Genomic DNA, 13,520 nt, shown 5'->3' on the forward strand with positions numbered 1-13,520 from the left:
AACCCGTTCCTTGCGACCGGGCGCATACCGCCATGCGCCCGCGACGGCTGGGGCGCTCGCCTGCTCCCGTGTACATGCTGATCCGGACGCGCCCCGCGAACCGAAGGTCTCCAAAGGTCTCCATGTCCAACCGCCACCACGCTTCGAGGCTCGCCGGCGACGGCACCGCCGACGGCCTGCCGCCGGGCCAGCGTCCCTGGGCGATCGCGGCGATCTTCACCGCGCTGTCGATGGCCTCGCTCGACGTCGCCATCGCCAACATCGCGCTGCCGTCGATCTCGGCCGATCTCCACGTCTCCCCGGCCGAGGTGGTCTGGGTGGTCAACATCTACCAGATCGCGCTGGTGGCGACCTTGCTGCCGCTCGGCGCGCTCGGCGAGATCGTCGGCCATCAGCGCATCTATCTCGGCGGCCTCCTGCTGTTCACGCTGGCCTCGGTCGGCTGCGCGCTGGCGTGGTCGCTGCCGACCCTGGTCGTTGCCCGCGCGTTGCAGGGCCTCGGCGCCAGCGGCATCATGAGCGTCAACACCGCGCTGGTGCGCTACGTCTATCCTGGAAAAATGCTCGGCCGCGGCCTCGGCCACAACGCGCTCGTGGTCGGCATCTCCTTCACCTTCGGCCCGACCATTGCGTCCGCCATTCTCTCGCTCGGCTCCTGGCCTTGGCTGTTTGCGATCAACCTCCCCTTCGGCCTGATCGCCATCGCGATCGGCATGAAGATGCTGCCGCGCACGCCGCGCGCCGAGCATGGCTTCGACTTTCTCGGCGCCGGGCTCGCTGCGCTCTGCCTCGGCCTGTTCATCACCGGCATCGGCAGCGCCGCGCATGGCGCGACGCCGGCCATGGTGGTGGCAGAGCTTGTCGGCGCGCTCGTGCTCGGCGTCATCCTGACCCGCCGCCAGGCCGACCACCCGGCGCCGATGCTGCCGATCGACCTGTTCCGCCGCGGGGTTTTCGCGCTGTCGGCGGCGACCGCGGTTTGCTCCTTCTCGGTGCAGGGCCTCGGCTTCGTGTCGCTGCCGTTCTATTTCGAGGACATTCTCCAGCGTTCGCAGGTCGAGACCGGGTTCTTCATGACCCCCTGGCCGCTCGCGGTCACGATCATGGCCCCGATCGCCGGGCGGCTGTCGGACCGTTTTCCCGCCGGCCTGCTTGGCGGCATCGGCCTGGTGATGCTCGGATCCGGCATGGCGCTGCTCGCCATGCTGCCCGAGAACCCGAGCATCGCCAACATCGTCTGGCGCATGCTGATCTGCGGCATCGGGTTCGGCTTCTTCCAGGCGCCGAACATGAAGGCTATCATGTCAAGCGCCCCGCCCCATCGCAGCGGCGGCGCCAGCGGCATCGTCGCCACGGCCCGGTTGACCGGTCAGACCACCGGCGCGGCGCTGGCCGCCTTGTGCTTCAGCCTTGCGGGGCACGACGGAGCCACCCTTGCCTTGGCCCTCGGCGCAGGTTTCGCCGCGCTGGGCAGCGTGATGAGCTTTCTGCGGCTGGCCGTAGCTCCGCCGCGCGGCCCATGAGCCGGAGCAACTACAACCCCGGCTCATCACAAATCTTCCCGCGCGGCAAACGCATATTCTTGATTTGAAGGATGCAAACGTTCGCGCCACATTGCCGCCCTCTGTTCAACTGGCGAGTTGAACGAAAGGGATCTGCGATGGCAAACCTCACGATCAACGGACAATCCTATACTCTGGACGTCGAGCCCGACACGCCGCTGCTGTGGGCGATCCGCGAGAACGCCGGACTGACCGGCACCAAATATGGCTGCGGCATTGCACAATGCGGCGCCTGCACCGTGCATCTCGACGGCGCGGCCGTGCGCTCCTGTGGCGTCACCGTCTCCGAGGCCCAGGGCAAGCAGATCACCACCATCGAGGGGCTCGCGAGCGACAACGGGCTGCACAAGGTGCAGCAGGCCTGGGTGGAGAACGACGTTCCGCAATGCGGCTACTGCCAGAGCGGCATGATCATGGCCGTCGCGGCACTGCTCAAGGACAATCCGAAGCCGAGCGATCAGGACATCAACGACGCCATCACCAACATCTGCCGCTGCGGAACCTTCGCGCAGGTGCGCGAGGCGATCCACGCCGCGGCCAACGCCTGAGGAGGACGGCATGAACCAGCATGTGACGCCGCGCCTCGACCGCCGGTCCTTCGTCATCGGCACCGCCGCGCTCGGCGGCGGCCTCGCCCTCGGCCTCGATATCCCCTTCGGCGGCCCGCAGGTGGTGCGCGCAGCCGATGGCTCACCCGAGGTCAATGCATGGGTCGTAGTCCGGCCCGACGACACCGTGGTGATCCGCATCGCCCGCTCGGAAATGGGCCAGGGCTCGCTGACCGGGCTCGCCCAGCTCGTCGCGGAGGAGCTTGCCTGCGACTGGAGCAAGGTCACGACCGAATATCCGACGCCCGGCCAGAACGTCGCCCGCAAGCGCGTGTGGGGCGATTTCTCCACCGGCGGCAGCCGCGGCATCCGCTCGTCGCAGGACTACGTCCGCAAGGGCGGTGCCGCCGCGCGCATGATGCTGATCCAGGCGGCCGCCGACGAATGGAAGGTTCCGGCGGCCGAATGCACCGCCGCCAACAGCGTCATCACCCACAAGGCGTCGGGCCGCACGACGACCTACGGCAAGGTGGCGGAAGCCGCCGCGAAGCTGACGCCGCCTGCCGACGTCAAGCTGAAGGATCCGAAGGACTGGACCCTGATCGGCAAGGGCGTGAGACGGCTCGACACCGCCGACAAGGTCACCGGCGCGATGATCTACGGCGCCGACATGAAGCTGCCGAACATGCTCAACGCCGCGATCAAGGACTGTCCGGTCACCGGCGGCAAGCTGAAGAGCTATGACGAGGCCAAGATCGCCGGCATGAAGGGCGTCAAGAAGGTGGTCGCGATCGATGGCACCGCCGTGGCCGTGGTCGCCGACACCTGGTGGCACGCGAAGACGGCGCTCGATGCGCTGCCGATCGTGTGGGACGAAGGCGAGAACGCCAAGGTCTCCTCGGCCTCGATCGCCAAATGGCTCGCGGAAGGATTGGAGTCCGGCCCCGCCTTTGTCGGCAACGAGAACGGCGACGCCAAGGCGGCGCTGGCGAGCGCCGTCAGGAAGGTCGAGGCCGTCTACAACTATCCCTATCAGAACCACGCCACGATGGAGCCGATGAACGCCACGGCGCTCTACACGCCCGAGCGATGCGAGGTGTGGTGCGGCACGCAGAACGGCGAGGCGGCGTTCGCCGCGGTTCTGGAAGCCTCAGGGCTGCCCGCCGACAAATGCGAGGTGCACAAGCTGATCCTCGGCGGCGGCTTCGGCCGGCGCGGCCAGACCGACTATGTCCGCCAGGCGGTGAAGATCGCCAAGGAGATGCCGGGCACGCCGATCAAGCTGTTGTGGTCGCGCGAGGAGGACATGACCCACGGCCGCTATCATCCGATCACGCAGTGCAAGCTGACCGGCGGCTTCGACGCGGACAACAATCTGACGGCGCTGCACATGCGCATCTCCGGCCAGTCGATCCTGTTCAGCCTGCGGCCCGACGCGCTGGTCAACGGCAAGGACCCCGCGACCTTCCAGGGGCTTGCGCCATCGGGCGAAGCCACGATCGGCTATTCCGTGCCGAATTTGCTGATCGAACACGCGATGCGCAACCCGCACATCAATCCGGGCTTCTGGCGCGGCGTCAACGTGAACCAGAACGCGATCTATCTCGAATGCTTCATGGACGAGCTCGCCGATGCGGCCGGGCAGGACCCGCTGGACTTCCGCCGCAAGCTGATGGCCGATCATCCCAAGCATCTCGCGGTGCTCAACGCTGTCGCGGAGAAGATCGGCTGGGGCACGCCGGCGCCGGACGGCGTGTCCCGTGGCCTCGCTCAACTGCACGGCTATGGCAGCTACGTCGCGGGTGCCGCTGAGATCTCGGTGATCGACGGCAGCAAGATCAAGATCCACCGCATCGTCGCCTCGACCGATCCCGGCTACGTCGTCAACCCGGCGCAGGTGGAGCGGCAGATCGCCGGCTCGTTCGTCTACGGCCTCTCGGCGCTGTTCTACGGCGGCTGCACCGTGAAGGACGGACGGATCGTCGAGACCAACTTCGACAGCTACAACTCGATGCGCATCGCCGAGATGCCGAAGGTGGAAGCGATCATGATCCCGAGCGGCGGGTTCTGGGGCGGCGTCGGCGAGCCGACCATCGGCGTCGCCGCGCCCGCCGTGCTGAATGCGTATTTTGCCGCCACCGGGAAGCGCATCCGCTCGTTGCCACTGCGCGACCAGAACATCACCTTCGCATGACCCGCGTGGCGGCGGCCGTTGGGACCAATGGCCGCCGCCGTGCTATTGCAATGATGATGACGATGTCCCGACAGCGCACGCGCAGAGAGGTCGGCGGCCTGATCGCGGCGTCAGTTGCCATGGTCGCCGCCCCTGCCGTGTTGCGCGCACAAGCGATGGCGCGCGTCGTCGTGATCGGCGGCGGCTTCGGCGGCGCCAGTTGCGCCCGCGCGCTGCGCCAAGCCGATGGCAAGCTCGACGTCACCCTGGTCGAGGCCAACACGACCTTCACGGCGTGTCCGCTCAGCAACGAGGTCATCGCCAGCCTGCGCGATATCGGTGCCCAGCAGTTCGGCTATGACAAGATCGCAGCCGAAGGCGTGAGCACTGTGCTGCGGGCGGCCACGGCGGTCGATGCGCCCGCCCACAAGGTCACGTTCGCCGACGGCAGCGCGCTGGCCTATGACCGCCTCGTGCTGGCGCCCGGCATCGACCTCGATTTCACGGCCCTGCAAGGCTACGACGAGGCCGCCTCCGCGGTCATGCCGCACGCTTACAAGGCCGGCGAGCAGACGCTGCTGCTGCGGACGCAGATCGAGGCGATGCCGGATGGCGGCACCGTCGCGATCGCCGTCCCGGCCAATCCGTCGCGCTGTCCGCCCGCGCCTTACGAACGCGCCAGCCTGATCGCGCATTATCTCAAGGCGCACAAGCCGAAGTCGAAGGTGCTGATCCTCGATGCCAAGGACAGCTTCTCGCAGCAGAAGCTGTTCGAGCAGGCGTGGCAGCAGCTCTACCCCGGCATGATCGAGCGCATTCCGCTGTCGCAGGGCGGCCGCGTCACCGGCGTCGAGATCGCCACGCGTACCGTCGTCACCGAGTTCGGCAATTACAATCCCGATGTGACCAACATCATCCCGCCGCAGAAGGCCGGCCGCATTGCCGCCCTCGCCGGCGCGGCCGACCGCACCGGCTGGTGCCCGATCGATGCCGCGACCTTCGCCTCGAAGCTCGTCCCCGACGTCCATGTCATCGGCGACGCCTGTCTCGGCGGCGGCATCCCGAAATCGGCCGGCGCCGCCCAGGCGCAGGGCAAGGCGTGCGCGGCCGTGATCGTGCGCGATCTGACGGGACGGCGGTCGGAGCCGCCGACGCTGACCGGCATCTGTTACAGCATCGTCGCGCCGGACGACGCGTTCTCGCTCGCCGGCATCTACCAGCCCAAGGGAGACATCTTCGCCGAGATCGAGGGCGGACGGGCCAGCCCGGTCGACGCATCGCGCGAGACGCGCGCGCGTGAGGCCGCCGCGGCGACGGCCTGGTTCAAGGCGCTGACCCACGATGCCTTCGGCTAGCCTTGTCATCGCCGCGCTCGTGGCCGCCCTGCCCGCCGCTGTCGCGGCGCAGACGCTCGCGCCCGCTACGATCACCGGCGACGGCATCGCCTCGTCCCTCACCGGACGGCCCGGCGACGCCACCCGCGGCCGCGCACTCGTCCTCGCGCGCAGCTCGACCTGCATCCTCTGTCACTCCGGCCCGTTTCCGGAAGCGCGCTTCCAGGGCGATCTCGCACCCAGCCTTGCCGGGGCCGGCAGCCGTTCGACGATCCCGCAGCTCCGCTTGCGGCTGGTCGATGCCTCCAGGCTCAATCCGGAAACGATCATGCCGTCCTATTATCGCATCGACGGGCTGACGCGCGTCGGTTCCGCCTGGCGCGACAAGCCGATCCTGTCGGCAGAGCAGATCGAAGACATCGTCGCCTATCTCGCGACCTTGCGCGAGTGAGCCCATATGACCGGCATGTTCGAACCGTCCCACATGTCCCGCCGCCACCTGCTGCAACTGGCGGGAACGCTGACCGCCGCGGGCGCGCTGCCGCTGATCACGGTCCGGCCTGCGCAGGCGACCCCGGCGATGCTGGCGTCCGCGATCCGCAACCTCGTCGGCGAGGCAAAGGTGAACGCCGGCAAGATCCGACTCGACATCCCGCCGCTGGTCGAGAACGGCAACACCGTGCCGATGACCGTCAGCGTCGATCACCCGATGACGCCTGACGATTTCGTCAAGAGCATCCACGTCTTCAACGAGAAGAACCCGCAGCCCAACGTCGCCAGCTTTCACCTGACAGCCAGCGCCGGCCGCGCCCAGGTCACGACGCGCATCCGGCTCGCCGACACCCAGAAGGTCGTGGCGATCGCAAGGCTCTCCGACGGCTCGTTCTGGTCGGCGAGCGTCGACGTCATCGTGACCTTGGCCGCCTGCACCGAGGAGATGCCGTGATGCCTGCCGCCCTCGTCAACGTTCCCGCCAAGGCCAAGCGCGGCGCCGTCATCGAGATCAAGACGCTGATGAGCCACGTCATGGAGCCGGGCTACCGCCGTACGGCCGCAGGCGAAGCCATCCCGCGCGACATCATCACCAGCTTCACCTGCCGCTTCAACGGCACCGAGATCTTTCGCGCCGACCTCTATCCGGCCATCGCCGCCAATCCGTTCCTGTCGTTCTTCGCCACGGCTACCGAGAGCGGCCGCTTCGAGTTCGAATGGATCGGCGACAACGGGTTCGTCGCCACCACCACCGCCGCGATCACGATCGAATGATGCGGTCTGCGTTTCTCACTGTCGTCACGGCAATCGTCGTGACCTTGCCCGTGCTTGCCGGCGAGATCGCAGAGTCCGAGCGCCGTTCCGGCTATGACTTCATGTCGTCGGACACCAGGGCGATGCAGGACGACGACACCGCCAATCCGGCGATGCTGTCGGTGCTCGACGGTGAGGCGCTGTGGACGACGAAGGCAGGCACGGCCAACAAGGCGTGCGGCGATTGTCATGGCCCGGTCGATGTCAGCATGAAGGGCGTCGCCGCGCGCTATCCCGCCTTCAATGCCGCCAGCGGTGCGCCGGTCGATCTCGGCCAGCGCGTCAATCTCTGCCGCAAACAGCATCAGGAGGCGGCGCCGTTCGCAGCAGAGAGCCGCGAGCTGCTGGCACTGACGGCGCTGATCGCGAAGCAATCGCGCGGGATGCCGATCACCGCTGGCGACGATCCGCGGCTCCAGCCCTTCATCGCGCGCGGTCGCGAGCTGTTTTTTCAGCGGCAGGGCCAGCTCAATCTCGCCTGCACCAATTGTCACGATGACAATTGGAGCAAGCATCTCGCCGGCTCCGCGATCACGCAGGGACAGCCGACGGGCTATCCGATCTACCGGCTGGAATGGCAAGGCATGGGCTCGCTGCAGCGCCGCCTGCGCGGCTGCATGACCGGGGTGCGCGCCCAGGCCTACGATTTCGACGCCCCCGACATGATCGCGCTGGAGCTGTATCTGATGTCCCGGGCGCAAGGGATGCCGGTGGAGGCGCCGGCGGTGCGGCCGTGAGCGGGCAAGGTCTCGCGAGCTATCAGGCAGTCGTTCGAGCTTGCAGAACGCCGCTTACGAACGAGCCGTGCCATGGGTTACGCGTCGTGGCCGGCCATGACGGCATGGAGACCTCCGGCGCCCCAATATGCTCAAGATCCTGCCTTCCGTCCCTTTCTCACCCCCGCCGCCGTCGGATCGATCGCGGCCAGAGGTCCGTCCGAGGCCTGCTTCATCAGGGGATCGGCGGCGATGAAGTCGATGAAGGTACGGACCTTGGCGGAGAGATATTTTCGGCTGGGATAGACCGCCATCAGCGGCGCTTTGATCGTCAGCATCTCCGGCAGCACCGTCTCGAGCCGGCCGCTGGCGAGGTCGTCGGCCATCAGCCAGCGCGGCAGCACCGCCATGCCCATGCCGGCGACAGCGGCGTGATGCAGGAGCGTCTCGTTGCCGCTGATCAGCACCTCGTTGAAGTTGACCGTCACCTCGCCGTCCCCGGTCGGCAGGATCATGGCCCGCAGCGGGTACAACGCGTATTTCAGCATTGCATGGCCATTGAGATCGGCCACCGCCTTCGGCCGCCCGGCGGCGGCGAGATAGCTCGGCGCGGCGACGAGCTGCATCAGCACCGGCGACAGCGGCCGCGCGATCAGCCCATCGCCGGGCGTGGCCGAGACGCGCAGCGCCAGATCAAACCCCTCGTCGACGAGATTGACCAGGCGTCCGCTGAGATCGAGATCGATCACCACGTCCGGATAGCGCGCGCGGTACGCTGCGAGCGTGCCGGCAAACAGCGGATTGGCGAACCATACCGGCGCGCTGACCTTTAGGGTGCCGCGCGGGATCACGGTCGCCTTGCTGACGACGGCCTCGACCTCGTCGAGAGACTCCAGCATCGGCCGCACCTGGTCGAAATAGACTTGGCCGGCCTCGGTCAGGCCGACACGCCGGCTGGTGCGGTTGAGCAGCCGGGTCGAGAGCCGCTGCTCCAGCTGCATGACATGCTTGGAGGCCATCGCCGGCGAAAGCCCCAGGCGATCGGCGGCGGCCGCGAAGCTCTTGAGCTCCGCGACCTGGCAGAACACCCGAATACTGACCAACGTATCCACTTATCATCAACCAATAGAAAATGATGACTTAACGAAAAGCATAATGATCAAACCAGAAGAAATTATCAATGTCGGGCACGTTTTCATTTGGAGCTCCGACCATGTCCAGCACCGCATCGACCACCGATCTCAGCCCACTCCAGCCCCCGCTGGCGCTGCGCATCGGCCTGTGGGTCGCCCAGACCCTGCTCTTCGCCCTGTTCTGCTTCGCCGGCGTCACCAAGGTCTTCACCCCGATCAAGGAACTCGCCCAGATGATGCCGTGGACCGGCGAATATTCGGTGGCCTTCGTCCGCACCATCGGCCTGATCGATCTGGCTGGCGGGCTCGGCATCCTGTTGCCGTCGCTGACCCGCATCATGCCGCGCGTGACCGTGCTGGCCGCGATCGGCTGTGCCACGCTACAGGTGTTCGCGTTCGCCTTCCACATCTCCCGCGGCGAAGCGGCAGTCACGCCCTTGAACATCCTGCTGCTGGCGCTGTCGCTGTTCGTACTGTGGGGCCGCAACGGCAAAGCGCCGATCGCGCCGCGCGGCTGATCCGAGCATCGCCGGCGCTGGCCATCCAGCGCCGGCGCATCGCGTGCTTTGAAGGAAGCCATGATGAGCGAACCGATCCCTGACGTGTCGCGCCGCGGCTTTCTCGCTGGCGCGACAGCCCTCGGCGCCCCAGCCCCCGCCGTCCCGGCCGTCGCCCAGCATCGCGCCGGCATTGTCGTGCTGATCGACCGCAACGACCCCCATGTGATGGGTCACGCCATCAGCTATTCCGGCAATCTGACGCGGCATTTCGCCAGTCTCGGACAGACCCCCGCGATCGAGGTCGTCGCCAACGGCACCGGCATCGACGTATTTCGCGCCGACAAATCACCGCTCAAGGAGCCGCTCGCGGCGCTGCGGCAGATGTATCCGCATATCGGCTTCAGCATGTGCGCCTCGTCGAAGTCGATCGCGGAGAGCAAGGAGAACCTCACGATCCAACTGATCGACGGCGCCAGGCTAGTGCCGTTCGGCATCGGCCGCGTCGTCGAGCTACAGCGCAAAGGCTGGGCCTACGTCCATGGCTGAGGCGTTGAGCGCGCCCGCACGGCGCGATCTGCTGCTGGCCGCGGCCAGCCTGCTGCTGCTGACAAGCAGGCCTGCTTGCGCCGGCGCACAGGACCCGAGCCCGCCGGTGTTCCGCAGCGGCCGCACCCAGTTCATCGTCGAGCGGCCGCGCCGGGCGCTGCCGCCTTTGAAGCTGCAGGATATGAGCGGGAAGGACGTGACGCTCGCGCCCAAGCCCGGCCATGTCACGCTGGTCAATCTCTGGGCGAGCTGGTGCGCGGCATGCAAGATCGACCTGCCGACGCTGGCCGGGCTGGACCGAATGCGGAGTCCGGTGCTCGACGTCTGGACCATCTGCACCGACCGGCGCGACATCAAGAGCATCCGCCGCTATGCCGAGACGATCGCGATGCCCCGCGCCTCCTACGCCGATCCGCATGCGCAAGCGACCAATCCGGCCAATGCCGATGCCTCGATCTTCGCGACGCCGGCGATGCCGATCACCTATCTGATCGGCACGACGGGATTGATCGAAGGCTATGTCACCGGGGCGGCCGAATGGCTGTCCGAGCCGGGCCAGGCGCTGCTCCGCTATTATCTCGATCAGCCGGGCGCGTGAAAATCATAACCGGCGGCCATGCCGCCGGTTGTCGTTCTCGTTGAAAAGATACCTATTCTGCCGGCGCCACATGCATGTCGGCATGCGCCAGGTAGCTCTCGGACGTGCCGAGCCGCCCCAGTGCGAACAGCCCGCCTGCGACAGCCGCATAGGCCAGCGCCACCGCCGGCGTGACGCCGAAGCCGCCGCCGATGCCGACGGCCTCGCCATGCATGAAGCCGAAATAGGTCATGACGGCGCCGGCGAGCGCGAAGGCCGCCGCCTTGATGAAGTCGCGCTCGATCACGAACACGCCGATCGCGCCGAGCACGAGGCCGGCGAGGATCGAGCCGCCGCCCATCACTTCGAGCCCGTGATACAGCACGCCCTGCTGCGGCAGCGCCGCGATTGCGGCGGTCTTGACCGCATCGACCTTGTCGGCCGCGAGGCCGCCGACGCTCTGCGCCGCGGCCACCGTCGAGGCCAGCATGGTATCGATCTGCAGCTTGGCCCAGGCGGCGAGATGCGGCGTGAAGGCGAGCACGATCGCCGGCGCGTGCTTGACCGGCGTGGTCTGGAACGCCTGCGCGCCGATCAGCATGCCGATGTAGAGCAGGATCGGCGAGATCGCGACCACCGGCACCAGCGCCAGCAGCACCGAGATGATGCCGAGCCAGGACAGCACGATCACCATCAGCCCGGTCGCTGCCGAATAGCCGATGCGGCCGCCCATCGCCTTCCAGCCGGGATGGCCGATATAGACGGCGTTGATGAAGGGGTTGCCCATCATGCAGCCGATCAGGCTGACGACGCCGTCGGCGGTCAGCACCCGCGTGGTCGGATATTCGTCGCCCGCGGCTTCCGCGCTCTCGACATTGTCCATCGCCTCGACGAGGTCGTAGATGCCGAACGGGATCGCAGTCACCAGGATGATCCCGAGATATTCGAAGCCGGAGAACACCGTGCCGAAGGCCGGCAGCGGCACCGAGAAGCCGAAGCTCGCAAAGGCGTCCCCGACGCCCTTGACGCTGAGCCCGCCGAGACCGAGGCCGAACAGGTTCGAGCCCCACGCGATGATCATGCCGACCGCGATCGCCACCAGGCCGGCCGGCAGCCCCTTCGGATATTTCACCCCGCCGAACCAGCTCACCAGAATGATCGCGAAGCAGACCAGCCCGATCTGCGGCGTCATGTACATCTCGAGCGCCGGCCGCATCGAGATGAAGGTGACCGAGACGCCGGCCAGCGTGCCGAGCAGCGCCGCCCGCGGCGTGATCTTGCGGATATAGGGCGCGACGAAGCCGCCGATCATCAGGATGAAGCTCTGGAAGAACACCCAGACCAGCCCGGCCGACCAGCCCTTCAGCGGATCGCCGGTCTTGAGCGTGATCGGCAGCATGATCACGAAGGTCACGATGAACATGTGCGGGACACTGACGCCCGAGGGCAGCGCGCAGACGTCGCTGCGTCCGGTCTTCTGCGCCAGACGATAGGCGAGGAAGGCGTAGTACAAGGTCGACAGGCACATCATGAGGCCGAGCGCCGGCAGGATGCGGCCGAATACCAGGCTGTCCGGCATCTTCAGCACGAAGCGCAACAGCCCGGTGAGGACGAGCATGTTGACGAGGATGTTGGTGCCGAAACCGAAGAACGCGTTCCAGTCGCCGGGTGTCCACAGCACCGGCTTGAAATCCGCCTTGACCGAGCTTGCCGTCCCGCTTCCGCTCATCGCCTTGCTCCCCTGTTGCTTGCAGCGACTACATGACCGAACTCATTCGTCTCGACTCGTCTCTCAGCTCTCTCTCAGCTCATGGCCTTCAGAACCGCGGCGGAGTCAGCGACCCAGCCGAAGATGCCGCCCTGGGCCTTGATCATCTTCAGGCCCATCTCGTGGAATTCCGGGAAGTAGGACGCGCAGCCGTCGGAGATGACGACGCAGCGATAGCCGCGGTCATTGGCCTCGCGCACGGTGGTGTTGACGCAGACCTCGGTGGTGACGCCGCACACCAGCAGGTTTTCGACGCCGTGATGCTTCAGCACGTCACCGAGTTCGGTGGCGTAGAAGGCGCCCTTCCCCGGCTTGTCGATCACGACCTCGCCGTCGACAGGATAGAGCGCGGGAATGATGTCGTGGCCGGCCTCGCCGCGGATGAGGATGCGCCCCATCGGACCGGGATCGCCGATGCGAAGTGACGGCGCGCCGCGCTCGACCTTGGCCGGCGGCGCGTCGGAGAGATCCGGCGCGTGCCCCTCGCGCGTATGGATCACCAGCATGCCGCTCATGCGTGCCGCCGCCAGCACGTTGGCAATCGGGACAACCGCACGGGCGAGCTGCGAGACGTCGTTGCCCAGCGTCTCGCCGAATCCACCCGGCTCCATGAAGTCGCGCTGCATGTCGATGATGACCAGCGCGGTCTTGGAGAGATCGAGCGTGATCGGCTCCGGCTCGGCCGTGATCGTAGCGGTTGCCGATGCAGATGAGTTCGCCATACCAGCCGCTTGCCTCTCCACGAGAATGCCTCGCAACAGACGAAGCAAGCGCTATGCCATTGTGTACAATCCCCGGCATCGCCGCAGGCCGGACGAAGTCCGAACTCATTCAATGACTTGAAAGGGCAGCTGACAACGGGGCGGTCGCCGGGCCGCGGGCTTCGCGAAGGCAGCGGCTCATTTCCTGGGCAGTCGATGCATGCAGCGCTCGCGCTGCGGCGCGTCCATGCGCCATTGGGTGCCCGACTCGGGAAGAACCCGCGCCGGCGGGCTAAGGTGCCGTTCCAGGCTCGCTGGACTTCTGCGATCGGCCCGAGGCCGGCGTTTCGAGAAACGTCCACCGATCTCTGCTTTTGACCCTTGACCGAGTTCGGTTCGTGGGCAGGCCGACGGCATCGGCGCGGTGCTGACGAGGTGAGATATTTCGACTATCCTGATCAAGGCAGGGTCGGGCAGAGCCCACGAGAGGGAGATCGATGAGCACAGTCAGAAGCGCTCTGGCCCAGAAGAGCGGCGCCCTGATCCATGTTCGTTCCGGCGACATGGTCGTCGAAGCCTTGCGCCAGATGCGCGACAATCGGGGCCGGTCGGTGCTGGTCATCGACGACGGCGTGCTGGTCGGCATCGTCACCCAAG

14 protein-coding genes are annotated in these 13,520 nt (G+C 66.8%); 11 read left to right on the top strand and 3 right to left on the bottom strand.

The features are described 5' to 3' along the window. Nucleotides 1–122: 122 nt before the first annotated feature. From ACQR0W_RS02685 to soxA, 8 genes are all read left to right on the top strand, one after another. Nucleotides 123–1,523 carry an MFS transporter gene (locus ACQR0W_RS02685; protein WP_315715686.1) on the top strand — a complete coding sequence of 467 codons (1,401 nt, stop codon included), beginning with the start codon at nucleotides 123–125 and terminating at the stop codon, nucleotides 1,521–1,523. 137 nt (nucleotides 1,524–1,660) lie between these two features. Continuing rightward, nucleotides 1,661–2,110 carry a (2Fe-2S)-binding protein gene (locus tag ACQR0W_RS02690; RefSeq protein WP_315715685.1) on the top strand — a complete coding sequence of 150 codons (450 nt, stop codon included), beginning with the start codon at nucleotides 1,661–1,663 and terminating at the stop codon, nucleotides 2,108–2,110. A 10-nt stretch (nucleotides 2,111–2,120) separates the two neighbouring features. Next, complete coding sequence (locus ACQR0W_RS02695) at nucleotides 2,121–4,304, top strand: xanthine dehydrogenase family protein molybdopterin-binding subunit (RefSeq protein ID WP_316186868.1); 2,184 nt, start codon at nucleotides 2,121–2,123, stop codon at nucleotides 4,302–4,304. Between the two features lie 56 nt (nucleotides 4,305–4,360). Then, a complete protein-coding gene (locus tag ACQR0W_RS02700; protein WP_316170627.1) occupies nucleotides 4,361–5,638 on the top strand; it encodes an NAD(P)/FAD-dependent oxidoreductase in 1,278 nt (425 codons plus the stop codon). Further along, the gene (soxX, locus tag ACQR0W_RS02705; RefSeq protein WP_315826431.1) at nucleotides 5,625–6,068 is read left to right on the top strand and encodes a sulfur oxidation c-type cytochrome SoxX; all 444 of its coding nucleotides are present in this window, start codon (nucleotides 5,625–5,627) and stop codon (nucleotides 6,066–6,068) included. Before ACQR0W_RS02700 ends, soxX begins: the two co-directional genes overlap by 14 nt. A gap of 6 nt (nucleotides 6,069–6,074) precedes the next feature. After that, a complete protein-coding gene (locus ACQR0W_RS02710; RefSeq protein ID WP_316170628.1) occupies nucleotides 6,075–6,563 on the top strand; it encodes a SoxY-related AACIE arm protein in 489 nt (162 codons plus the stop codon). Beyond that, nucleotides 6,563–6,883 (top strand): thiosulfate oxidation carrier complex protein SoxZ, encoded by a 321-nt coding sequence (gene soxZ, locus ACQR0W_RS02715; RefSeq protein ID WP_316170629.1) that lies wholly within the window; start codon nucleotides 6,563–6,565, stop codon nucleotides 6,881–6,883. Before ACQR0W_RS02710 ends, soxZ begins: the two co-directional genes overlap by 1 nt. Then, nucleotides 6,883–7,659, top strand: coding sequence for a sulfur oxidation c-type cytochrome SoxA (gene soxA, locus ACQR0W_RS02720; protein WP_410051822.1), 777 nt, complete (start codon nucleotides 6,883–6,885; stop codon nucleotides 7,657–7,659). Before soxZ ends, soxA begins: the two co-directional genes overlap by 1 nt. A gap of 131 nt (nucleotides 7,660–7,790) precedes the next feature. Here soxA and ACQR0W_RS02725 read toward each other — a convergent pair whose 3' ends face one another. Next, nucleotides 7,791–8,750 (bottom strand): LysR family transcriptional regulator, encoded by a 960-nt coding sequence (locus ACQR0W_RS02725; protein ID WP_316170631.1) that lies wholly within the window; start codon nucleotides 8,748–8,750, stop codon nucleotides 7,791–7,793. Nucleotides 8,751–8,851: 101 nt separating this feature from the next. Here ACQR0W_RS02725 and ACQR0W_RS02730 point away from each other — a divergent pair, with 101 nt between their 5' ends. The 3 genes from ACQR0W_RS02730 to ACQR0W_RS02740 all read left to right on the top strand — a co-directional run bounded on the left by ACQR0W_RS02730 (nucleotide 8,852) and on the right by ACQR0W_RS02740 (nucleotide 10,415). Beyond that, nucleotides 8,852–9,289, top strand: coding sequence for a DoxX family protein (locus ACQR0W_RS02730; protein WP_316170632.1), 438 nt, complete (start codon nucleotides 8,852–8,854; stop codon nucleotides 9,287–9,289). Between the two features lie 63 nt (nucleotides 9,290–9,352). Further along, complete coding sequence (locus ACQR0W_RS02735; protein WP_012042917.1) at nucleotides 9,353–9,817, top strand: DsrE family protein; 465 nt, start codon at nucleotides 9,353–9,355, stop codon at nucleotides 9,815–9,817. A gap of 106 nt (nucleotides 9,818–9,923) precedes the next feature. After that, nucleotides 9,924–10,415 (top strand): TlpA family protein disulfide reductase, encoded by a 492-nt coding sequence (locus ACQR0W_RS02740; protein ID WP_316170694.1) that lies wholly within the window; start codon nucleotides 9,924–9,926, stop codon nucleotides 10,413–10,415. Between the two features lie 52 nt (nucleotides 10,416–10,467). Here the strand turns inward: ACQR0W_RS02740 and ACQR0W_RS02745 are convergent, their stop codons facing one another. Continuing rightward, a complete protein-coding gene (locus tag ACQR0W_RS02745) occupies nucleotides 10,468–12,123 on the bottom strand; it encodes a regulator (RefSeq protein ID WP_316170633.1) in 1,656 nt (551 codons plus the stop codon). 74 nt (nucleotides 12,124–12,197) lie between these two features. After that, nucleotides 12,198–12,884, bottom strand: a complete 687-nt coding sequence (locus ACQR0W_RS02750) for a cysteine hydrolase family protein (RefSeq protein ID WP_316170634.1) — start codon at nucleotides 12,882–12,884, stop codon at nucleotides 12,198–12,200. Nucleotides 12,885–13,520: the final 636 nt, after the last annotated feature.

This window comes from Bradyrhizobium sp. HKCCYLRH1034 (genome assembly GCF_051168375.1).
Classification (GTDB): domain Bacteria; phylum Pseudomonadota; class Alphaproteobacteria; order Rhizobiales; family Xanthobacteraceae; genus Bradyrhizobium.